Annotated in this window: 18 protein-coding genes; 4 read left to right on the top strand and 14 right to left on the bottom strand. The window is 73.2% G+C overall.

Annotation, left to right across the window (positions count from 1 at the left end):
• Nucleotides 1-38 precede the first annotated feature (38 nt).
• Nucleotides 39-1,247 (bottom strand): D-mannonate dehydratase ManD, encoded by a 1,209-nt coding sequence (manD, locus tag Ade02nite_RS08390; protein WP_203760974.1) that lies wholly within the window; start codon nt 1,245-1,247, stop codon nt 39-41.
• Between the two features lie 52 nt (nt 1,248-1,299).
• On the opposite strand from manD, the gene Ade02nite_RS08385 reads away from it, so the two are divergent.
• Nucleotides 1,300-3,867, top strand: a complete 2,568-nt coding sequence (locus tag Ade02nite_RS08385; RefSeq protein ID WP_203760973.1) for a GGDEF domain-containing phosphodiesterase — start codon at nt 1,300-1,302, stop codon at nt 3,865-3,867.
• Here Ade02nite_RS08385 and Ade02nite_RS08380 read toward each other — a convergent pair.
• Together Ade02nite_RS08380 and Ade02nite_RS08375 are read right to left on the bottom strand one after the other, a co-directional pair.
• Nucleotides 3,864-4,685 carry an SDR family oxidoreductase gene (locus Ade02nite_RS08380; protein ID WP_203760972.1) on the bottom strand — a complete coding sequence of 274 codons (822 nt, stop codon included), beginning with the start codon at nt 4,683-4,685 and terminating at the stop codon, nt 3,864-3,866. The two genes, Ade02nite_RS08385 and Ade02nite_RS08380, sit on opposite strands and share 4 nt — an antisense overlap.
• A 33-nt stretch (nt 4,686-4,718) precedes the next feature.
• Nucleotides 4,719-5,252: an Lrp/AsnC family transcriptional regulator gene (locus tag Ade02nite_RS08375; RefSeq protein WP_203760971.1), complete on the bottom strand. Its 534-nt coding sequence runs from the start codon at nt 5,250-5,252 to the stop codon at nt 4,719-4,721.
• 84 nt (nt 5,253-5,336) lie between these two features.
• Between Ade02nite_RS08375 and hisC the strand changes: the two genes are divergently transcribed.
• The gene (gene hisC, locus Ade02nite_RS08370) at nt 5,337-6,431 is read left to right on the top strand and encodes a histidinol-phosphate transaminase (protein ID WP_203760970.1); all 1,095 of its coding nucleotides are present in this window, start codon (nt 5,337-5,339) and stop codon (nt 6,429-6,431) included.
• Entirely contained in the window at nt 6,428-7,042 is a 615-nt protein-coding gene (locus Ade02nite_RS08365) for a YitT family protein (RefSeq protein WP_203760969.1), read from the top strand. The genes hisC and Ade02nite_RS08365 overlap by 4 nt, the downstream gene beginning before the upstream one ends.
• Nucleotides 7,043-7,092: 50 nt before the next feature.
• Here the strand turns inward: Ade02nite_RS08365 and Ade02nite_RS08360 are convergent, their stop codons facing one another.
• The 7 genes from Ade02nite_RS08360 to Ade02nite_RS08330 form a co-directional block, all read right to left on the bottom strand.
• Entirely contained in the window at nt 7,093-8,520 is a 1,428-nt protein-coding gene (locus tag Ade02nite_RS08360; RefSeq protein WP_203760968.1) for an APC family permease, read from the bottom strand.
• Between the two features lie 7 nt (nt 8,521-8,527).
• Complete coding sequence (locus tag Ade02nite_RS08355; RefSeq protein WP_203760967.1) at nt 8,528-8,923, bottom strand: hypothetical protein; 396 nt, start codon at nt 8,921-8,923, stop codon at nt 8,528-8,530.
• Between the two features lie 86 nt (nt 8,924-9,009).
• The gene (locus Ade02nite_RS08350) at nt 9,010-9,720 is read right to left on the bottom strand and encodes a GntR family transcriptional regulator (RefSeq protein ID WP_203760966.1); all 711 of its coding nucleotides are present in this window, start codon (nt 9,718-9,720) and stop codon (nt 9,010-9,012) included.
• 26 nt (nt 9,721-9,746) lie between these two features.
• Complete coding sequence (locus Ade02nite_RS08345) at nt 9,747-11,504, bottom strand: gamma-glutamyltransferase family protein (protein WP_239168628.1); 1,758 nt, start codon at nt 11,502-11,504, stop codon at nt 9,747-9,749.
• Nucleotides 11,501-12,280 (bottom strand): alpha/beta fold hydrolase, encoded by a 780-nt coding sequence (locus Ade02nite_RS08340; protein WP_203760965.1) that lies wholly within the window; start codon nt 12,278-12,280, stop codon nt 11,501-11,503. Before Ade02nite_RS08340 ends, Ade02nite_RS08345 begins: the two co-directional genes overlap by 4 nt.
• Nucleotides 12,277-12,960: a YoaK family protein gene (locus tag Ade02nite_RS08335; RefSeq protein WP_239168627.1), complete on the bottom strand. Its 684-nt coding sequence runs from the start codon at nt 12,958-12,960 to the stop codon at nt 12,277-12,279. The genes Ade02nite_RS08340 and Ade02nite_RS08335 overlap by 4 nt, the downstream gene beginning before the upstream one ends.
• On the bottom strand, nt 12,960-14,075 hold the full coding sequence (locus Ade02nite_RS08330) for an FAD-dependent monooxygenase (RefSeq protein WP_203760964.1): 1,116 nt from the start codon (nt 14,073-14,075) through the stop codon (nt 12,960-12,962). The genes Ade02nite_RS08335 and Ade02nite_RS08330 overlap by 1 nt, the downstream gene beginning before the upstream one ends.
• Before the next feature lie 146 nt (nt 14,076-14,221).
• On the opposite strand from Ade02nite_RS08330, the gene Ade02nite_RS08325 reads away from it, so the two are divergent.
• On the top strand, nt 14,222-15,013 hold the full coding sequence (locus Ade02nite_RS08325; protein WP_203760963.1) for a maleylpyruvate isomerase family mycothiol-dependent enzyme: 792 nt from the start codon (nt 14,222-14,224) through the stop codon (nt 15,011-15,013).
• Here the strand turns inward: Ade02nite_RS08325 and Ade02nite_RS08320 are convergent.
• From Ade02nite_RS08320 to Ade02nite_RS08305, 4 genes are all read right to left on the bottom strand, one after another.
• Complete coding sequence (locus tag Ade02nite_RS08320; protein WP_203760962.1) at nt 15,010-16,485, bottom strand: GMC family oxidoreductase; 1,476 nt, start codon at nt 16,483-16,485, stop codon at nt 15,010-15,012. The genes Ade02nite_RS08325 and Ade02nite_RS08320 overlap by 4 nt on opposite strands.
• Nucleotides 16,482-17,939, bottom strand: coding sequence for an aldehyde dehydrogenase family protein (locus Ade02nite_RS08315; RefSeq protein ID WP_203760961.1), 1,458 nt, complete (start codon nt 17,937-17,939; stop codon nt 16,482-16,484). Before Ade02nite_RS08315 ends, Ade02nite_RS08320 begins: the two co-directional genes overlap by 4 nt.
• Nucleotides 17,940-17,943: 4 nt before the next feature.
• Nucleotides 17,944-19,341, bottom strand: a complete 1,398-nt coding sequence (locus Ade02nite_RS08310; protein WP_203760960.1) for a purine-cytosine permease family protein — start codon at nt 19,339-19,341, stop codon at nt 17,944-17,946.
• Nucleotides 19,342-19,541: 200 nt separating this feature from the next.
• Nucleotides 19,542-20,459 (bottom strand): LysR family transcriptional regulator, encoded by a 918-nt coding sequence (locus tag Ade02nite_RS08305; RefSeq protein ID WP_203760959.1) that lies wholly within the window; start codon nt 20,457-20,459, stop codon nt 19,542-19,544.

The raw sequence follows: 20,459 nt of genomic DNA, 5'->3' as shown, positions 1-20,459 counted from the left end.
GCGGGACCCGCCACGGATGACGGGCCACCTCAGTCGTCCTACCAGTCGTGCATGGAGCCGTCGAGGGCCCGGGCGACCGGCAGGTACCTCGGCTCGTACGGGAACCGGGCGGCGGCCTCGTCGTCGTACGTGATGCCCAGGCCGGGGGCGTCGGACGGATACAGCATGCCGTTCTCGAGGCGCGGGGTGCCGTGGAAGACCTCGTACGTCTCGGGGGTGTGGCCCATGTGCTCCTGGATGCCGAAGTTGGGCACCGCGATGTCCACCGCCACCGCCGCGGCGACCGTCACCGGGGACAGGTCGCTCGCGCCGTGCGAGCCCGTGCGGATCTGGTAGAGGGCGGCCAGGTCGAAGATGCGCCGCAGGTGCGTGATGCCGCCCGCGTGGACCGCCGTCGTGCGCACGTAGTCGATCAACTGCTCGGTGATGAGCTGCTTGACGTCCCACACCGAGCTCAGCACCTCGCCGGTCGCGATCGGGGTGGTGGTGTGCCGGCGGATCAGGCGGAACGCCTCCTGGTTCTCGGCGGGCGTCGGGTCCTCCATCCAGAACAGGCGCAGCTCCTCGACGCTCTTGCCGAACCGGGCCGCCTCGATCGGGGTGAGCCGGTGGTGCACGTCGTGCAGCAGGTGCAGGCCGAAGCCGAACTTCTCGCGCACCTTCGCCAGGTAGAAGGGTGCGAAGTCCAGGTAGGACGAGGTGCTCCACTGCTGCTCCTCGGGCAGTGCGGTCGCCGCCGGCTCGTAGTAGGCGCCCTTGCGGACCCCGTACGTGCCGCTGAGGCCCGGCACCGCCGCCTGCGCCCGGATGGCCTTGAAACCCCTCTCCCGGTACGCCGCCACGTCGTCGAGCAGAGCGGCAACGTCCTCGCCGCTCGCGTGGCAGTAGACCAGCACGCCGTCGCGGGAACGCCCGCCGAGCAGCTCGTAGACCGGCAGCCCGGCGACCTTGCCCTTGATGTCCCAGAGCGCCACGTCGACCGCCGCGATCGCCGTCATCGTCACCGGGCCGCGCCGCCAGTACGCGCCCTTGTAGAGGTATTGCCACGTGTCCTCGATGCGCGCCGGGTCGCGGCCGATCAGCAGCGGCGCCACATGATCCTCCAGGTACGACGCCACGGCCAGCTCCCGCCCGTTCAGCGTCGCGTCGCCGAGCCCGGTCACGCCGTCCGACGTGGTGATCCGCAGTGTCACGAAGTTGCGGCCCGGCGACGTCACGAGCACCTCGACACGGTCGATCGTTGCCATTTTCTCTCCCCGGCCGTAACCGCGCCCGGCGGTCCCTCGTTGGTTCTGCATCATGGCAGGCGGAACCCCTCTCCGGCTGATCGTGCCCGCGCTGGTCGTGGTGATCGCTCATGTCGCCGCGTTCGGCAGGTTCCCCGTGGGGAGCGTGGCGGGCTTGCTGACGGCTGCCTCCGGCGTGGCCGCCGTCGCGATGGCGCGCGCCGCCTTCCGGGGCAGCGCGGCCGGTTCGCGTCCCCGCACCCTCGCCCTGGCCGCCGGCATCGGGCTCGCCGCGCTGGCCGGCGCGGGCGGCGCGATCGCCTCGGCGGTGGCGCCCGGCGTGCTCGTCGACGGCGTCCCGCTGCCCGCCGAGATCACGCTGGTCGCCCTCTTCCTGGTGGCCCTCCTCTTCGTACCGGCGATCCTGCGCCCGCAGCAGCGCCGCAGCGGGCTCGCCCGGCTGCGCGCCGGCCTCGACGTCCTCGGCGTCTGGGCGTGCCTGATGTTCTCGTCCTGGCTTCTGCTGTTCAGCAACGGCGGCGAGCGGCGCGGTGCCGCGATCACCGCGCTGATCTTCGGCGGTGCCGCGGCCACCACGGTCGGGGTCGCGGGCGTGCACGCCGTACGGCACAAGGCGGCTCTCCAATGGTGCGGGCCCGCCGCGGCGCTGCTGCTCGTCGGGATGGGTGCGCTGGTCATCGCCCTGGACTTCCCCGGCAAGACGAACGCGGCGATCGCGGCCGTGGTCGCCGCCGTCGCGATCGACGTGGCCGCCGGCCTGCTCTGGTACGCCTCCGTGCGCCTCTCCCCCGACGACAGCGCCATGCCGCCGCCCGGCAGCGAGCCCGCCGCGACCCTGCCGCTGCTGACGCTGCCCCTCCTCGGGTCGGCGCTGATCACCGTGTATCACCTGCTCAACGGCGGCCGGGTGGACGCGACGGCGATCATGCTGGGCTCGCTGGGGGTGGCCGCGGTGGCGACACGCGAGTGGGTGTCGGCCGTCGCCCTGCACCGGCAGGCCGGTCACCTCGCCGATCAGGGCAACCGGCTGCGGTCGCTCATGTACGGCGCCTCGGACGTCGCCGTGGTGCTCGACGAGAACCTGGCGGTGCGCTGGCAGTCACCGGCCGCGGTCCGGTGGTTCGGGCCGGCGCTCGGCCGCTCGGTGTCGGTCCTGGTCGACCCCGAGCAGGTCGACGAGGTCCACGCCTACCTGGTGGCCCGGATGACCGACCCCACGGCCGTCGAGGAAAGCATCGTGGTGCGCCCCCGGGACCGCCACGACGGACGGGAGACCGAGTGGACCACGAGCGGCGCCGACCCGGCGGAGCCCGGGCACACGCTGGTGGTGCACCTCCGCGACGTCACCAACGTGCGCACCCTGGAGCGGGCGCTCCGCCAGGCCACCCACCTCGACGCGCAGACCGGCCTGGCCAACCGCGAGGGCCTGCTGCGCGCCGCCGAGCTGATGCCCGACGCGGCCGCGATGATCGTCGTCGAGCTGGGCGGGCTCACCGCCGTCGGCGACGTGCACGGGCGCGAGCTCGCCGAGTCGGTCCTCGTCGAGGCCGCGCGCCGGCTCCGCGGCCGGGTGGCCGCCGCCGACGTCGCGGCGCGGGTGGGCGAGACCCGGTTCGCCGTGCTGACCCACCGCGGCGCCGTACGGGCCCATCTGCTCGCCGGTCAGCTCGTCAACGCGCTGTCCGCGCCCTACACGACGGCCGACACCGTGTCGCACCTGTCCGCCTGGGCGGGCCTCGCCGACCTGACCGGTGACGAGCCCGCCGACGAGGTGCTGCGCCGGTCTCAGCTGGCCCTGCGGTCGGTGCGGGCGGAGCCGCCGGGCGCCGTCGAGTGGTACGACGCCGAGATGGAGACCCGCCTGATGCGCCGGTCGACGCTGGAGCAGGACCTGCCCGGCGCCGACATCGACCTGCTCTTCCAGGTCATCGCCGACCCGCGCGACCGCCGCCCGGCCGGTGTCGAGGTGGTGCCGGCGTGGCGGCATCCGACGCTCGGCCCGGTGCCGGTGAGCGAGCTGCTCGACCTGGCGGACGAGCTCGGCATCCTGGCGAAGATCGGTCACCGGGTGCTGCAGACCTCGTGCCGCCTGCTCGCGGACTGGCGGCGCCGGCACGAGGGCCTCTGGCTGGCCGTCGGCGTGCGCCCGCGCCAGCTGCTCGACCCCGCCTTCCAGGCGAGCCTGCACACGGCGCTGGAGGATCACGGCCTGCCCCACTCGGCGCTGGTCGTGGAGATCTCCGAGGACGACGTGCGCAGCCCCGGCGTCGGCGAGCTCGCGGCCCACCTGGGCCGGCTGCGGGCCGAGGGTGTCCGGACGGCGATCGACAACTTCGGCACCGGCCCCACCTCGCTGAGCCGCCTGCGCATCCTCCCGGCCGACCTGCTGAAGATCGACCGGGAGGTCTTCACCGAGCCCGCGGTGATGGACGTCGCCGTGACCCTGGGCCGCCGCCTGGGCATGGAGGTCATCGCCCATGGCGTCGGCGACGCCTCGGACCTGGCCACCGCCGAGGCCGCCGGCTGCCATCTGGTCCAGGGCGACCTGCTGGGCCGCCCGATGCCCGCGGAGCGCCTGGAGGCGCTCCTGCAGGAGCACTGGGACGCGCAGCCGAGTTAGCCCTGCGCCTCGACCGCGAGGTGCTGCCACTCGCGCCACTCGGCGAGGCGCGACTCGTAGTCGGCGGTGGCGATGCCGATCGGCGCCGTGCCGAAGAAGACCCGCAGCGGCGGCTTCTCCGCATCCACGATCTTGAGGATCGCGCCGCGCGTCGCCCGCGGGTCGCCCGGGTGCGCCACCCGCTTGCTGCGGGCTTCCGCTGCCTGCGCACGCACTTGCTCGTACGCGGGAAGCTGCGTCGCGTGCTGCGCCGACGACCCGCCCCAGTCCGTGCTGAAGCCGCCCGGCTCCACCAGCGTGACCTTGACGCCGAAGAGCGCCACCTCCTGCGCGAGCGCCTGGCTGAACCCTTCGAGCGCCCACTTCGACGCGTTGTAGATGCCGATGTTGGCGAACGCCGAGATGCCGCCGATCGACGACACCTGGATGATGTTGCCGCCGCCGGCCTTGCGCAGGTACGGCAGCGCGCCCTGCGTCACCCAGAGCGCCCCGAAGACGTTCGTCTCGAACTGGGCCCGCGCCTCCTGCTCGCTGATCTCCTCGATCATGCCGAACTGCCCGTACCCGGCGTTGTTGACGATCACGTCGAGCCGCCCGAAGTGATCGTCCGCGGCCTTCAGCGCGTCGAGCACCGCCTGCCGGTCGGTGACGTCGAGCTGCAGCGCCAGCACGCTGTCCCCGTACTTCCGCACGAGCTCGTCGAGCGATCCCTTGGTGCGCGCCGTCGCCGCCACCCGGTCGCCCCGCTCGAGCGCCGCCTCGGCCCACTCCCGGCCGAAGCCGCGCGAGGTGCCGGTGATGAACCAGGTCCTGGCCATCGATGTGTCCCTTCTTCGGTTGTCACCCCCACCCTACGACCGCGCGATCGCCCGCTGCCCTGTGCGCCGCGCCGGCTCCGCGAAGGCTCGGGCGAGGCGGCGGATCAACGGCCTCGTCCGGTACGCCGTCTCGCAGCGCATCGAGATCATCGTGTTCGTGCGCTCCACGCCGTCGATCTCGAGGAGGCGGTTCGTGACGTCGTACAGGTCGTCGGTGTCGCGGGCGGCGATGCGCACGATGATGTCGAAGTCGCCCGTGGTGGCGTGGATCTCGAGGACGTTGGGGATGTCCCGCAGCGCCTCGAAGGCCCGCGCGCGGGCGGGCTGGCGCAATGTCATGGCCACGAAGGCGATCAGCGGGTGGTCGAGGGCCTCGGGGCGCACGCGGGTGGTGGGCGCGGTCAGCGCCCGCGCCTCGGCCATGCGGCGCATCCGGGCGCCGATGGTGTTGCGCGAGATGCCGAGCGTGCGCGCGAGGGCGAGCACGCCGGCGTCCGGGTCGGCGTCGAGGGCGAGCAGGATCCGCGCATCGAGCGGATCCAGCTGGTACGGGTTGTCGGACGGCACGGTTTCTCCTCGCGTTCCGGGCAATCGGTCAAGCGAATCGGGCGGAGGTTGCGCCGGCGCCGCGGGCGCCGTGATCCTCTCCGCATGATTGCATTCAATTCTTCGGTGACGACGGCGAGCGCGCCGGCGCCGCGGGCGCTCGAGCACGTCGAGGCGCTGCCGCGCTACGTCACGGCCGCGCCCGCGCCGGCGCCGGACGCGGTGCTTCTCGCGTCGAACGAGTCGCCGTTCGACCCGCTGCCGTCCGTGCGGCAGGCGGTGATCGACGGCAGCGCGCGGCTGCACCGGTACCCGGAGATGCACTCGGGGCAGTTGCGCGCCGAGCTGGGCACCCGGCTGGGCGTGCGGCCGGAGCGGATCGTCGTGGGCACGGGCAGCGTCGGGGTGCTCCAGCAGATCTTCACCGCCTTCGCGCGGGCCGGTGACGAGATCGTGTTCCCGTGGCGCTCGTTCGAGGCGTACCCGATCCTCGCCGGCGCCTGCGGTGCGACCGCCGTTGCCGTCCCCCTCGACGCCGCCGGCGGGATCGACCTGGCCGCGACGCGGTCGGCGATCGGGCCCGCCACCAAGATCGTGCTGCTGTGCCTGCCGAACAACCCGACCGGGACGATGCCGGCGCGCGAGGCGATCGCGGAGTTCGTCGCGGCGGTGCCCCCGCACGTGCTGGTCGTGCTCGACGAGGCGTACCTCGAGTTCACCGGCGCGGGCGACGAGACGATCGGCCTGCTCGCCCGGCACGCCAACCTGGTCCTGGTGCGCACGTTCAGCAAGGCGTACGGCCTCGCCGGCCTGCGCGTCGGCTACGCGGTGGCCCCCGCCGACGTCGCGGACGCGTTGCGCCGGGTGTTCCTGCCGTTCGGCGTGACCGCGCTCGCCCAGCTCGCCGCGCTCGCCTCGCTGCGCGCGGGGGACGAGCTCGCCGCGCGGGTGGCGGCCGTCGTCGCGGAACGCGAGCGGGTTCACCGGTTGCTGCGGGAGCACGGCTGGCGCGTTCCCCGGTCGTACGCGAATTTCGTCTGGCTCGCGGACCCGGGCCGGGCCGCGCCGATCGGCGACCGGCTGCGCGAGAGCGGCGTGCTCACGCGGGTGTTCCCGGGCGAGGGTGTGCGGCTGACGATCGGCACGCCGGAGATGAACGACCGCGCCCTCGCGGCGCTGTCCGGGGTGCGGCCGCGATGAGCGCCGTTCGGCGGCACTCGGCGGCCGAGGACGCTCTCGCCATGGTGACCGGCACGGTGCTGGCCGCCACGGGCGTCTACCTGCTGTCGCGCGCCGGGTTGGTCACCGGCGGGACGGCCGGGCTGTCGCTGCTGCTCAGCTACGCCTTCCCGATGCCGTTCGGCCTTCTCTTCGCCGCGGTGAACCTGCCCTTCCTCGCGCTGGCGGCACGCTCGCGCGGGCCGCGGTTCACGGTGTTGTCGGCGGCCGGCATCGCGGTGGTGCCGGTGCTGTCGGCGCACGGTCCGGCGCTGCTCGGCCCGGTCAGCCCGCATCCGGTCGTCGCCCTGCTGGCCGGCAACCTGCTGGCCGGCACCGGCATCCTGGTGCTCTTCCGTCATGGCTCCAGCCTCGGTGGGTTCAACGTCATCGCCCTGCTCGCGCAGGACCGGTTCGGCGTGCGGGCCGGATGGGTGCTGCTCGCCTTCGACACCGGTGTGATCGCCGGCTCGGCGCTGGTGACGTCACCGCCGGTCGTGCTGGCCTCGGCCCTCGGCGCGGTGGTGCTCAACGCGGTCATCGCCCTCAACCACCGCCCCGACCGGTACGTGGTGCCGGCGGGCGCGGCATGACGGCGGCGGCCGTGGACGGGCTGCACCCCGTTCACGGCCGCCGCGACCGGCTAGCTCTCGAGGTATCCCTCGACACCGGGGCTGCCAGGGCGGCGGCTCTGCCGGACCGCCCCGTAGACCGCGGCCGCCGCGGGGATCAGTGGCATCACGGCGAAGACCGCCGCGTCGCTGCCGGTCACGGCGCTGTAGTTGAGCACGATCAGCAGGCCGATGGCACCGAGCACGAGCGCCGAGACGGCCGGCGCGGCCCGCGAGGCGAACCAGCCGCCCGCGATGCGGCCCCGGGCGCGGGCCACCACGACGCTGACCGAGGCGGCGACCATCATGGTCACCAGCGACAGCGCCGTGATGCCGGAGATCGCCGGGAAGAGCGTCGTGAAGACGTCGGCGCGGAGCGTCACGAAGGGCGCGAGCAGCAGCACCGAGATCGCCACCTGGACCAGCGAGGAGACGTACGGCGACGCGTGCTCGCCGTGCGTGCGGGTCAGCACACGCGGCAGCAGGCGGGCGCGGGCCAGCGCGAACTGGTACCGCGCCGCCATGTTGTGGAAGGCGATCGCCGCGCCGAAGAAGCTCACCGTGATGAGCAGCAGGATCACGCCGCCGGCCCACTCTCCCAGGTAGGCGCTGCCGGTGGCGCTGACGATCGCCCCCGGATCGGCTGCGGCGACGCCGGTGATGTCGGGGTGTGCGGCCACCAGCGTCCAGGTGGAGATCACGAAGACCGCGGCGAGCAACGCCAGCGAGACGTACGTGGCGATCGCGATACCGCGCTGCCCGCCGCGCGCCTCCTCGGAATAGATGGTCGAGGTCTCGAACCCGCCGAAGCTGAGCAGGATGAAGACCAGGCTCAGCGCGAGATTGCCGGTGAACGCCTGGTCCGGCCGCAGCGGGGTGAGCTGCCAGCCCTCGGGCCGCTGCACCGCCACCGCGACGGCGAGAGCGGCCACGAAGACGAACTGGAGCAACGACGAGACGATCGTGACCCGCTCGGCGGTGCGCAGGCCACGCATGCCGAGCAGCGCGAGCAGCGCGAGGGTGACGACGGTGAACACGTACCACGGGACGCGCGCGCCGAGATACTGCTCCACGGCCAGGGAGGCGTAGAAGCCGGCCGCCGCGGACATGCCCGCGGCGGCGGCGTTGTAGGCGACGGTGGCGATGAAGGCGGTCGCGGTGCCCGCCGGGCGGCCCAGCCCGAAACTGACGAAGGCGGCCTGCCCGCCCGCGCTGCGCACGTAGCGGGCGAGCAGGAGATAGCCGGCCGCGAAGACCGCCAGGACGGCCGCGACGGCGACGAAGAGCCCGACCGTGCCGACGCCCACGCCGTGGCCGAGGCTCACGGCGATGTTGGTGGCGAGGGCGGTCAGCGGGGCGGTGGCGGCCACGATCATGAAGACCATTCCGGCCACGCCGATGCTGTCGGGCCGCAGCGCGACCGCGGTGGCCGGGGCGGCGATGGTGGGTTCGCTGGTCACCCGCGCCTCACTCGCCCAGGCCGAGGATGCGGCCGTTCTCGTTCCACTGCCAGTCCCGCTGCTCCGCCGACGGCGAGGGCTCCAGCAGCTCGACGATGTAGTGCGTGACGGTCGCGGGCCCGGCGTTGCGGATGCGGTGCGGGGTCAGGGGCTCGCCGGTGCCGACCGTCTTGAAGAGCACGAAGCCGGGTTCGGCCTGCTGGGTCAGGCCCCAGTCGTCGTCGCCGAGTTGCTGGGCCTGCGCGGTGCCGGCGTCCGGCCAGATGACGACGTGGTCGTGGTGGTGCTGGTGGAAGTCGTACATGCCGCCGTCGCCCGCGAGGGTCATCGCCCAGACGCGGACGCGGTCGTTCTCGAACAGAAGCTTGTCGCCGGGGGCGGAGGTGATGTCGGGATCGGTCATCGCAGCGTTCCTCTCCATTGCGATTGCATGCAATCAATGGTGAGGCTGCGCCCCATGAGACGGGTTACTGCGGGGTTAAATCGCCGTCACGCCAGTTCCTGGAGGCGCGCGACCATCAGGTCACGAGCGGTCTCCAGGTGAGCGAACGCGAGATTGCGTGCACGCGCGCCGTCGTGCAGCTCGATCGCCAGCGCGATCGCCTCGTGCTCGTTGGCGTTCTGCGACAGCAGGCGCACGTCGCCCTGCATCGCCGACCACGAGGTGTTGCGCGGCAGGCGATGGTGCAGCAGCTCGGACGAGGTGGTCAGCTGCCCGTTGCCCGCCGCCTCGAACACCGTCGCGTGGAACAGCGCGTTCGCGGCGTGCCAGCGGGCGCGGGCCCACTCCTCCGAGCGCCCGGCCCGCAGTCCCGACACGACCTCGCGGAACTGCTCGACGGCCCGGTGGAGCCGGCCGAGCTGCTCCGCAGAGGCGCGCTGCGCCGCCAGGTAGGCCGCGTGGCCCTCGAGCAGGCCGCGCACCTCGATCACCTCGGCCACGTCGCGCGCGCTCGGCAGCCGGACCCGGAACCCGCGGTTGGCGATGCGCTCCACCACGCCGAGCGCCTCCAGGCGGCTCAGCGCCAGCGTCGCCGGGGTACGGCTGACGCCGTACTCCTCGGCGAGCTTGGCCTGGCGGATCCAGGCACCCATCTCGAACTCGCCGTCGCTGATCCGGCGCGCGAGCGACTCCGCCACGGCGTCGACGGTGAACGCCCGCTCGGCGCGCACGGCTTGCGGGGACACGGCGTCGGTCATGGGGGCCCATTCTAGGAGTACGACGGTCAACGGCCGGCGGCGTAGCCGAGCCCTCCGCGCGGGTTCGCGGCGGCGGAGAGCTCGCCGGTGGCCGGGTCCCGCCCGACCGCGGACAGCCGGCCCAGCGACCAGGGGCCGCTCACCGTCACGATGTGACCTCGTCGCCGCAGGCCGGCGACAACCTCGTCGCCGAGGCGCTCCTCCACGACCAGGCCACCGGGCTCCCAGGTGCGCGGCCAGAACGAGCTGGGCACGTGCGTGGTGTGGAAGACCGGCGCGTCGATGGCCCGCTGCGGGCCGTACCCGCCGATCAGCCGGCGCAGCACGTACGGCAGCTGCCACTGGTCCTGCTGGTCCCCGCCCGGGGTGCCGAGCGCCTCGACCACCTCGCCGTCGCGCACCAGCATCGTCGGCGACAACGTGGTCCGCGGGCGCCGCCCCGGTCGCAGCGCCGCCGGGGCGCCCTCGTCCAGCCACGTCATCTGGAGCCGCGTTCCGGCGCAGAAACCGAGCTCGGGCACGGCCGGGGACGACTGGAGCCAGCCGCCGGACGGCGTGAGGCTGGCGATGTTGCCGTCCGCGTCCACGACGTCGATGTGACACGTGTCGCCGCGGGTCTCCCCCGAGGCCCGCACGGTCGGCTCGCCCACGCCGGCGCGGTCCGCTCCGTCGGGGGTGCGCAGCTCCGGCACGTACGGAAGGTCACCCCCGGGCCGCCATTCGAGGCTTGCCGCCGGCCCGATCAGGGCGCGCCGCCGGGCCAGGTAATCGTCGGCGAGCAGGGGCTCGATCCGCGCCGTCTCGCCGTAGTGGCCCTCCCGGTCGGCGAAGGCGAGCTTGAACGCCTCGGTCACGTTGTGCACCCCGGCGACCGTCGACGGGTCGAGCTCCGCGTCCGGAAATCCCGAGAGCAGCGCGAGCGCCTGCAGGAGCACCGGGCCCGAGCCCCAGGCGGGCGGCTTGACCACGTCGACGCCGCGGAACGGGTAGGTGAGCGGCCGTTCCCACGTCGGGCGGAACGCCGCGAAGTCCGCCATCGTGAGCACCCCGGCGTGGTCGCCGCCGTCGGCGTGCCGGTGCGGGCGTGCGAGCGTCGCCGTCACACCGCGCGCCACGAACCCTTCGCGCCACGCGACCAGCACGGCGTCCAGGCGCTCGGCCCGGCTCCGTCCCCGCCTCGACTCCTTCACCAGCCGCTCCAGGGTGGCTGCCCAGACCGGGTTGGTGACGGTCTCGCCGGCGCGCGGCACCCGACCGGAGGGCATCCACAGCTCGTACGACGACGGCCAGTGCTCCCGGAACAACGGCTCCACGGTCGCCAGGATGTCGGCCCACCTCCGGTCGACGGGCACTCCCGCATGCGCGTAGTCGATCGCGTACCCGACGACGTCGGCGAACTCCCACGAGCCGTGATCGCGCAGCAGCATCAGCAGCGCCGGGACGGCACCGGGGACGGCCGCCGCCAGGCCGCCCGCGCCCGGCACCGAGGTGAGCCCGAGCGAGCGCAGGTGCGCGATCGAGGCCCGGGCGGGCGCCGGCCCCTGCCCCGCGAGCACCCGGGGATCGCGGCCGCGCGGCGCGACCAGGCCGACCAGGTCGCCGCCCGGCCCGTTGAGGTGCGGCTCGGCGACGTGCAGCACGAAGCAGCCGGCCACCGCGGCGTCGAACGCGTTGCCACCGCGTTCCAGGACGCTCTGGGCCGTGCCGGTGGCCAGCCAGTGGGTGGCGGCGGCCATGCCGTGGCGCCCCTTGAGGGTGGGCCGCGTGGTGAAGGCCGGCGTCACCGCGGTCCCGTCCCCTCGACACCGGCCGAGCTCTCGTTGCGGGCCACGAAGGCGGCCACCAGGGCGGCCGTCTCGTCGCGACGCTCGAAGGCCAGCGCGTGCCGGCCGCCGGCCACGACGGCGAGCTCGGCGCCGGGGATCGTGCGGGCCAGGAACCGCCCGGACGAGAGCGGGATGACGGGATCGTCGTCGCCATGGATCACCAGCGTCGGAGCCGCGATCCGGCCGAGCAGCTCGGTGGTGTCGTGGGCGGCGAGGGCCCCGAGCCGCCGGGAACGCTGCTCGGCGGTGCGCTCCACGACCGAGGCCTGGACGCGGACGAGCAACGCCGGGTCCCGCTGGCCCCGTGAGCTGATCGCGCCGTCGATCAGCCACTGGCGGCGCTGGTCGTCCGGGACGGCCCGGCTGCGGCTCAGATAGTCCCGCACCGGACCGGGCGAGGCGGTGGTGGCGACGAGGATCAGCGAGCGCACCCGCGACGGGTGCCGCAGGGCCAGATGCTGGGCCACGGCGCCGCCGAACGACGTGCCCAGCACGTGGGCCTCGGCCAGGCCGAGCGCGTCCAGGAGCGCGGCGGCGTCGTCGGCGAGATCGCTCAGGCCGTACGGGCCGCTCGCCTCGTCGGCGCCGGTGTCGCGCTGGTCGTACGACAGGCAGCGGATCCACCCGGGCAGCGCCTCGATGAGGTCGAGGTATTGCCCGGCGCCGCTCTCGGCGCCGTGCAGCAGGAGAAGCGGGGTGCCGCTTCCGGTGTCGATGACGGCGGAAGTGTTCATGTTCCGGATCCTCGGGTCAGTGTCAGGTGCCCGGCGACGGCGACCGCCGCGGTGACGAGCGCGGCGACCCCCGCCCCGAGCGCGAAGTGGAGGGTCAGCAGCAGGGCGCCCATCAGCGCGCCGGCGCCGATGAGGGCGACCGCGAGCAGCCGCCGTTGCCAGGGCTGCGGCCGGCCGGCGCCGGCCCGGGAGTCGAAGGCCAGCCCCACCAGCGTCGACGTCACGACCACGGTGGTCACGTCCGGCACGGCGACGGTCCGGGCCGCGCCGGCCTGCAGGCCCATCGCGACGCCGAGCATCGCGGTGGCGATCAACGGCCAGGGCACCGTGCCGGTGGGCAGCGAGCCGGGAACGGCGGACGCGGCGAGCAGCACCGCCACGGCGGCCAGCAGCGAGGTCGTCCGGCCGCTCCAGCCGGGTGCGCCACCGCGAGCGGCCCGGCCGGCGAGGGCCGCACCGGCGACGAAGGCCGCCAGCGCGACGGCCGGGCCCAGCACGGGGAGGCCGTCGCCGCCGGCCAGGGCCATGCCCAGGATCACCACGTTGCCGGTCATGTTGCCGGTGAAGACGCGGTCGAGGCCGAGATAGCCGATCGCGTCGACGACACCGGTGGAGAAGGTCAGGGCGAGCATCGGCGCGGTCGCCACCCGCGGCGGCGCCGTCCGGCTGGTGACGGTCATCAGGCGGCGAGCAGAGGGAACCGGCTGTTGCGGGCGGCCAGCTCGGCGGCGGTCGCCGGCACGAGCAGGTCCCGCGCGTAGGTGACGCCTTCCTGGGCGCGCGTCACGTGCGGGCGCAACCGCCGCTCGTAATCGGCGAACGCCGTCGCGTAGCCGCCGGTCGCCGCGCCCAGCGCCTCGCCCAGCAGGGCCGCGCCGATCATCGCCAGCGACGTGCCCCGTCCCGAGAAGAGCGCGGCGGCGTGCGCGGCGTCGCCGGCCAGCACGACGCGGCCGGAGGACCAGGACGGCATGCGCACCTGGCTGACCGAGTCGAAGTACAGGTCGCTCGCGGAGCGGACCGCGCCGAGCACCAGCTCGCATCCCCAGCCGCGCTCACCGGCGAACGCGTCCTCGAGGAGCCGCCGCTGCTCGCCGAGGCTGTGGTAGTCGTACGGCCGCTCCGGGCTGCGGAAGGCGAGAAAGCCCAGCGTGCGGTCGCCGAAGTCGGAGACGCCCACCATGCGGCCGGGCGCGTTGTAGGTGATGCTCTCGCCGTGCACGCCGCAGCCGAGCGGCAGGTCCACGATGGCGAAGTAGACGTCGAGGTGCCGGCGGAACAGCCGCTCGGGCCCGAACACCGCGCGCCGCACTGTCGAGTGGATGCCGTCGGCACCCACCACCAGGTCGAAGCGGCGCTCGCCACCGCCGGCGAAGGTGACGTTCACCCCGCCGGGATCCTGCTCGACGCCGGCGACGGCATCGCCGAAGCGGAACTCCGCCCGGTCGCCGATCGCCTCGTGCAGGATCGCCACCAAACGGTCCCGGGCGATCTCGATGTCATCCTCGGAGTCCGCGGCCTCGGCGTTCGGCAGCGCCGCCACGGGAGCGCCGGCCGCGTCGACGAAGGTGGTGAACAGGGCCCGGCCGCTGTTCATCACGCGATTGCGCTGGATGTCGCCGAGGATCCCCATCCGCTCGGCCACCCGCAGCGCCGCGCCGCGCACGTCGATCGGTGATCCCGCCGTCCGGAGCGCCGGGGCCCGCTCCACGACGGTCACCTGGTGCCCTCGCGCGATGAGCTGCTGAGCGACGCTCAGGCCCGCGATGCTCGCGCCCGAGACGAGTACTGCCATGCCGGTGCTCCTCGAAGTCAGTCCTGTCCTGCGATGGAGCATTAATAGCATGCAATTGTGTCGCGCAAGTATCAGCTTATCCGAGAGCTCCCTCAGCAAGGCTCCCGCATTGCATGCATTCCAGACGCCCTCGATAGGCTCACGGCATGACATCGCTTGCCGCCCGCACCATCGCCGCCCTTCGCGCCGAGCATGACGAGCTCGCCGCCGCGGCCGCCGCTTTCCCGCCCGCTCAGATCGAGGGACCGTCCGGGGCCTCCGACTGGACCGTCGCGCAGGTCTTCTCCCACCTGGGCAGCGGCGCCGAGATCATGCTCGCCGTCTTCCGGGCCGGCCTGGGCGAGGGCACGGCGCCCGGCGACGGCTTCAACGAGCGCGTGTGGGACCGCTGGAACGCCCTGAGCCCCGCGGCCCAGGCCACCGGCGCGATCGAGTCGAACGCCGCGCTGGTGGCCGCCCTCGAGGCCGTGCGTCCCGAGCAGTACGACGAGATCGCGATCAACCCGGGCTTCCTGCCGGAGCCGCTGCCGCTGGCCTCGTTCGCCGGCATGCGGCTCAGCGAGGCCGCCCACCACGGCTGGGACATCCGCGTCGCCGCCGACCCGGCGGCCGCCCTGCTGCCCAGCTCGGCCGGCCTGATGGCCGAGCACCTGGCCGGCGGCCTGACCTTCTTCCTCGGCTTCATCGCCAAGACCGGCGCGGTGCGCGAGCCGGCCGTCGTCGAGGTCGCCGGCACCCCGTACCGCATCGCCCTGAGCGGCGAGGGCGCCCGCTTCACGGCCGACGCCACCGCCGCGACCGCCACCTTCCACGGCCCCCTGGAGGCGGCCCTGCGGCTGCTGGCCGGCCGGCTGAAGCCGCAGCACACCCCCGCGGACGTCAAGGTCACCGGCAACGTCACCCTCGACGACCTGCGCGCGGTGTTCCCCGGCTTCTAGGAACGGATCAGGTCGGCCGCTCGTTCGGCGACCACCATGACCGTGCCGACCGGGTTGACGGCGGGGATGGCCGGGAAGACCGAGGCGTCGACGACGCGCAGGCCGGCGATGCCGCGCACCCGCAGGTCGGGGTCGAGGACCGTGCCGATGCGGCAGGTGCCGCAGACGTGGTAGACGGTCTGGTGGGTGGCGCGCAGTGCGGCCGACAGGTCCTCGTCGCTGGTCACCGTGGGGCCCGGGAAGACCTCGCGGACCAGCCAGGAGCGGAACGGCTCCTGCTCGGCTATGCGGCGGGCCGCGCGGACGCCCTCGATCAGGATGCGCTCGTCGTGGCCGCCGGGGTCGGTGAAGTAGCCGTAGTCGATCTCGGGCGGGTCGGTGGGGTCGGGCGAGGTGATGCGCACGGTGCCGCGGCTGGCGGGGCGGGCGACGTTCGGGGCGATCTGCACGATCGTGTCGGGCAGGGTGACGCCGTACGTGACGGCGTGCACGGCCCACGCCTCGACCGGGAAGTGCAGCAGCACGTCCGGGCGGGTGGGGTCACCGTCGACGCTGAACATGCCGCCGGCGTCCCAGCCGCTGGCGCACTCCGCCGGCGGCCGCTTCACCGCCTCCCACAGGATCAGGCCCTCGGCGTGGTCCATCAGGTTCTCCCCCACCGGCAGGTCGGCCACGACCGGCACGCCGGCGGCATCGAGCACCGCGCGCGGGCCGACGCCGGAGAGTTGCAGCAGCCGCGCCGAGTCGATGGCGCCCGCCGACAGGATCACCTCGCGCGACGCCCGGAACATCCCGGACGAGGTCTGGACTCCGGTGGCCCGGCCGTCCTCGATGAGCACGCGCAGCGCCCGCACGCCGGTGTGCACGGTGAGGTTCGGCCGCGACAGCGCGTCGTGCAGGTAATGGATCGACGTGGACCCGCGGACGTTGGTGGCCGGCTCGTAGCCGACCTCGAAGAAGCCGACTCCCTCGGCCCGCGAGTCGAGCCGCCCGTCGTTCCATTTCTCCTGCACAGGTACGCCGAGCGCCTTCGCCGCCGCCTCGACCACGTCGGCGACGTAGGCGTTGCGGTCGGCGGGGGCGACCGGGGAGATCGGGATCCGGAGCCGGTCGTAGTAGGGCAGCACCGTCTCGGGGTCCCAGCCCGTGGCGCCGAGCGACACCCATTCGTTCAGGTCGGACGCGAGCGGCCGCCACGTGATCATCGTGTTGGCGGTGGAGCAGCCGCCCAGGATCCGCATGCGCGCCTGCCGGATGCCGCTGTTGCCGCGCGCCTGCGCAACGCTGCGGTAGTCGAGGTCGTACTCGCCCTCGAGCATCTCGGCCCAGCGGCGGATCGACCGGGCGCGCGGCTCGTCCTGGTCGGACGGTCCCCACTCCAGCAGCGTCACGCTGACCGACGGGTCCTCGGAGAGCCGGGCGGCGAGCAGGCTGCCGGCCGTGCCGCCGCCCACGATCAGATAGTCGGTCATCGGTAGTTCACCCAGGTGGTCTTGAGCGCCGTGAACTTGTCCAGCGCGTGCGGCGAGAGGTCGCGGCCGAAGCCGGACTGGCCGAACCCGCCGAACGGGGTGGTGACGTCGAGCGCGTCGACGGTGTTCACCGAGACCGTGCCGGCGCGCAGCCGGCCCGCGACGCGATGGGCCCGCGAGAGGCTGTCCGACCAGACCGAGGCGGCCAGGCCGTAGATCGAGTCGTTGGCGAGCGCGACCGCCTCGTCCTCGGTGTCGAACGCCTGCACGGCCAGGACCGGGCCGAAGACCTCCTCGCGGGAGAGCCGGCTCTCCGGCCCCACTTCGAAGATCGCCGGGGACACGTACGCGTGGCCGGAGCGCCCGCCGTCGAGCACGGCCCGCCCCTCGGTGCGGCCGATCTCCACGTACCGCATGACTCGGTCGGCCTGCGCCGCGCTGACCAGCGGCCCCATGGTGGTGGCGAGATCGAGAGGGTCGCCCTGCCGGATCTGCCGCGCTTTTTCCGACACGAGCGCCAGGAGTTGATCACGGACTGGACGCGCGACGAGCAGGCGTGCGTTGGCCGAGCACACCTGACCCGCGTTCGTGAAGATCCCGAAGCACACACCCGCGGCAACGGCGTCCACGTCAGCGGCGTCGGCGAAGACCACGTTCGCGCTCTTGCCGCCGCACTCCAGCCACACCTGCTTCATGTTGGACTGCCCCGCGTACTGGAGGAACAGCTTGCCCACCGGCGTCGAGCCGGTGAACGTCACCACGTCCACGTCCGGATGCAGCCCGAGCGCGCGGCCGGCCTCCGGGCCCAGACCCGGCACGACGTTGAGCACGCCCTCGGGCAGCCCCGCCGCCATGGCCAGTTCCGCGAGCCGCAGCACCGACAGCGGCGACTCCTCGGCCGGCTTGAGCACCACCGAGTTGCCCGCCGCGAGCGCCGGCGCGATCTTCCAGATGGCCATCTCGAGCGGGTAGTTCCACGGCACGACGGCCGCCACCACACCGAGCGGCTCCCGCGTGACGAGGGCCAGGTCGCCGCGCGCGGTCGGGGCGATCTCGCCGTACGCCTTGTCGGTCGTCTCCGCGTACCACTGGAGGATCGCCGCCGAGCCCGGGACGTCGACGGCCGACGTGTCGCCGATCAGCTTGCCCGCGTCGAGGCTGTCCAGCAGCGCCAGCTCGTCCGCGTTGGCCCGGATCAGCTCGGCGAGCCGCAGCAGCACCGCCTTGCGCTCGCCGGGAGCGGTGGCCGCCCAGCGCGGAAAGGCGCGCCGGGCCGCCGCGACCGCCCGGTCCACGTCCTCGTCACCGCACGCGGCCACCTGGGCCAGCACCTCGCCGGTTGCCGGGTTGACCGTGGGGAACCGCCGCCCGTCGGCCGCCGGCACCGGTTTGCCGTCGATGAAGGCGTCGGTGCGGGGCTCGACGGCGCGGGCGAGAGCGTGCCAGTCAGTCATGAGATCAGGCCTCCTGTACGGCCACCGCGGTCGCGGTGCTGGTGCTGCGCTTCATGAGCACGTAGTAGAGCGGGCAGATCACGGCGAGCCCGACGATCCACGAGATGTCGACGCCGCCGAGGCGCGACGCGATCGGCCCGGTGTAGAGCGTGGTGCTCAGGAACGGGATCTGCACGAGAATGCCGAGCACGTAGCAGGTGATGGCGACGGTGTTGAACCGGCCGTAGACGCCGCCGTCGCGCTCGAACAGCGACGTGATGTCGTAGCGCCCGTGCTTGAGGTAGTAGTAGTCGACCAGGTTGACCGCGGTCCACGGCACCAGCACGCACATCAGCAGCAGCATGAAGTTGGTGAAGTTGACCAGGAAGTTGTCCTTGCCGGCCAGGGCCATCACCATCGCCACCGCGAAAAGGGCGATCGAGATGACGGTACGGGCGGAAGCACCCGGCTGCCAGCGCGGGAAGAGCGTCTGCCCGACCGTGATCGACGAGAGCGCGCCGCAGTAGAGGTTCATGCCGTTGCTGACCGCGATGCAGAGCCCGAAGATCGCGATGACCAGCGAGCCGACGCCGGACGTGAGGTGGCCGAGGCCGGTGACCGAGTCGTCGGCCGGGAAGGCGGCGCCCACGAAGACGCCGAGGATCATGGTGAGCAGCGAGCCGAGGACCGCGCCGGACCAGGTCGCCCAGAAGGCCGGGCGGACGCCGGTGTCGCGCGGCATGTAACGGCTGTAATCCGAGACGTACGGGGCGTACGCGATCTGCCAGAGCGCCGCCAGCGAGAGCACCCCGAAGAAGCCCATCCAGCTGAACGAGCCGCTGCCGGCCGTGCCCGAGGGCAGCCCGTTGACGCCGAGCGCCCAGACGAACGCGATGACGAGCGCCGCGCCGGCGACCACGCTCATCAGGCCGCCGAGCATGTGCAGGAACCGGTAGCCGAGCAGCGGCCCCAGCACGCTGATCGCGCCCATCACCACGATCGACGGGGTTTCCGGAAGCCCGGTGACGCTGGCCAGGGCCTGGCCGCCGAGCACCATGTTCGAGGCGAAGAACCCGACGTACATCAGGATCACGATCACCACGACCAGCAGGCTGCCGTACGAGCCGAACTGTGCCCGGGTCTGCAACATCTGGGGCACGCCCATCTGCGGGCCCTGCGCGGCGTGCAGCGCCATCACGACGCCGCCGACCAGGTTGCCGAGGGCGAGCGCGACGATCGCGGCCCCGATCGGCAGGCCGTAGACGGCGGTCGCCACGGCGCCGGTGGCCACCGTCAGCAGCATGATGTTGGCGCCGAACCAGATGGTGAACAGGCTGCGTGCGGTGCCGTGGCGCTCGGTGACCGGGATGTGCTCGATGGTGTGCGACTCGACCTGGAGCGTCGAGGCGTTCTGTCCGTCCATGGCGTCTCCTGCACAGGCCGTGGGCTGCTACGTGACCTGCACTATCAGTCGTGGCCATCCCATCGGACAAACATTTGTAATCGCTGCTTTGCATCTGTTGAACAGATGCAAAGCGCACACGGCACCGGTCCGTAACAGCCCGGTCATCCACGCGGCGTCAAGGTGACGCTGAGATGTCCGGGCCATCGGCACTGCCGATGCTAAGCATCGGATTTTCGGTGGTAGACCTCTTTCGCCATGCCGACGAAGGCCCGGGCCCGGTGCGTCAGCCGTACGCCGCGCATCCAGGCCACCACGATCTCGAGCGGCTCGACCTCGTCGCGCAGCCGCAGCGCCACCACCGGGCGCCCGTCGTACGTGGTGTCGGCCGCCGGGCGCTGGTTGAGCAGCGCGTAGCCGCGGCCGTGCGCGACCAGCGCCCGCACCGTCTCGAAGCCCGTCGTGCGGTGCCGGACGACCGGCGCGACGCCGGTGCGCGCGATCAGCGCCTCGAAGTAGGCCCCGCTGTGCGGCAGGTCGAGCAGGATCATCGGCTCCACCGCGAGCTCGGCGAGCGAGACCTCAGCGCGCGCGGCCAGGCGGTGATCCGCGGCGACGATCGCGTACGGGGGTGAGGCGTCGATGACCTGCCGCTCGATGTCCTCGCCGAGGTCGTAGCCGTACGAGACCGCGACCTCGCACTCGCCCGCGCGCAGCGCCCGCTGGAGCGTGGCGTGCTCGGCCTCCAGCACGTCGAGGCGCACCTGCGGGTACGCCTCCTCGTAGCGGCTGAGCAGCCCCGGCAGCCGAAACGGCGCGAGCGTCGAGAAGCAGCCCACGGTGAGGTCGCCGACCAGCCCCTGACCGGCGTTGCGGGCCGACTCGGCGAGCTCCACCGAGTGGGCCAGGAAGCTGCGCAGCTCGCGGTGGAACGCCTTGCCGGCCGCGGTGAGAGTGAGGCCCCGGGCGTGGTGGCGCAGCAGCAGCTGCACCTTGAGCTCCTTCTCCAGCTGGGCCACGGCGGTGGAGACGGCGGACTGCGACACGCGCAGCTCCTTGGCGGCGGCGGTCATGCTGCCCAGCTCGGCGGCGGCCGCGAAGTAGCGCAGCTGGAGGAAGGTGAAGGCGGGGTCGGCCAT

It is taken from the genome of Paractinoplanes deccanensis, assembly GCF_016862115.1.
Taxonomy (GTDB): Bacteria; Actinomycetota; Actinomycetes; order Mycobacteriales; family Micromonosporaceae; genus Actinoplanes; species Actinoplanes deccanensis.
This window is presented reverse-complemented; position numbering and strand designations above follow the sequence as displayed.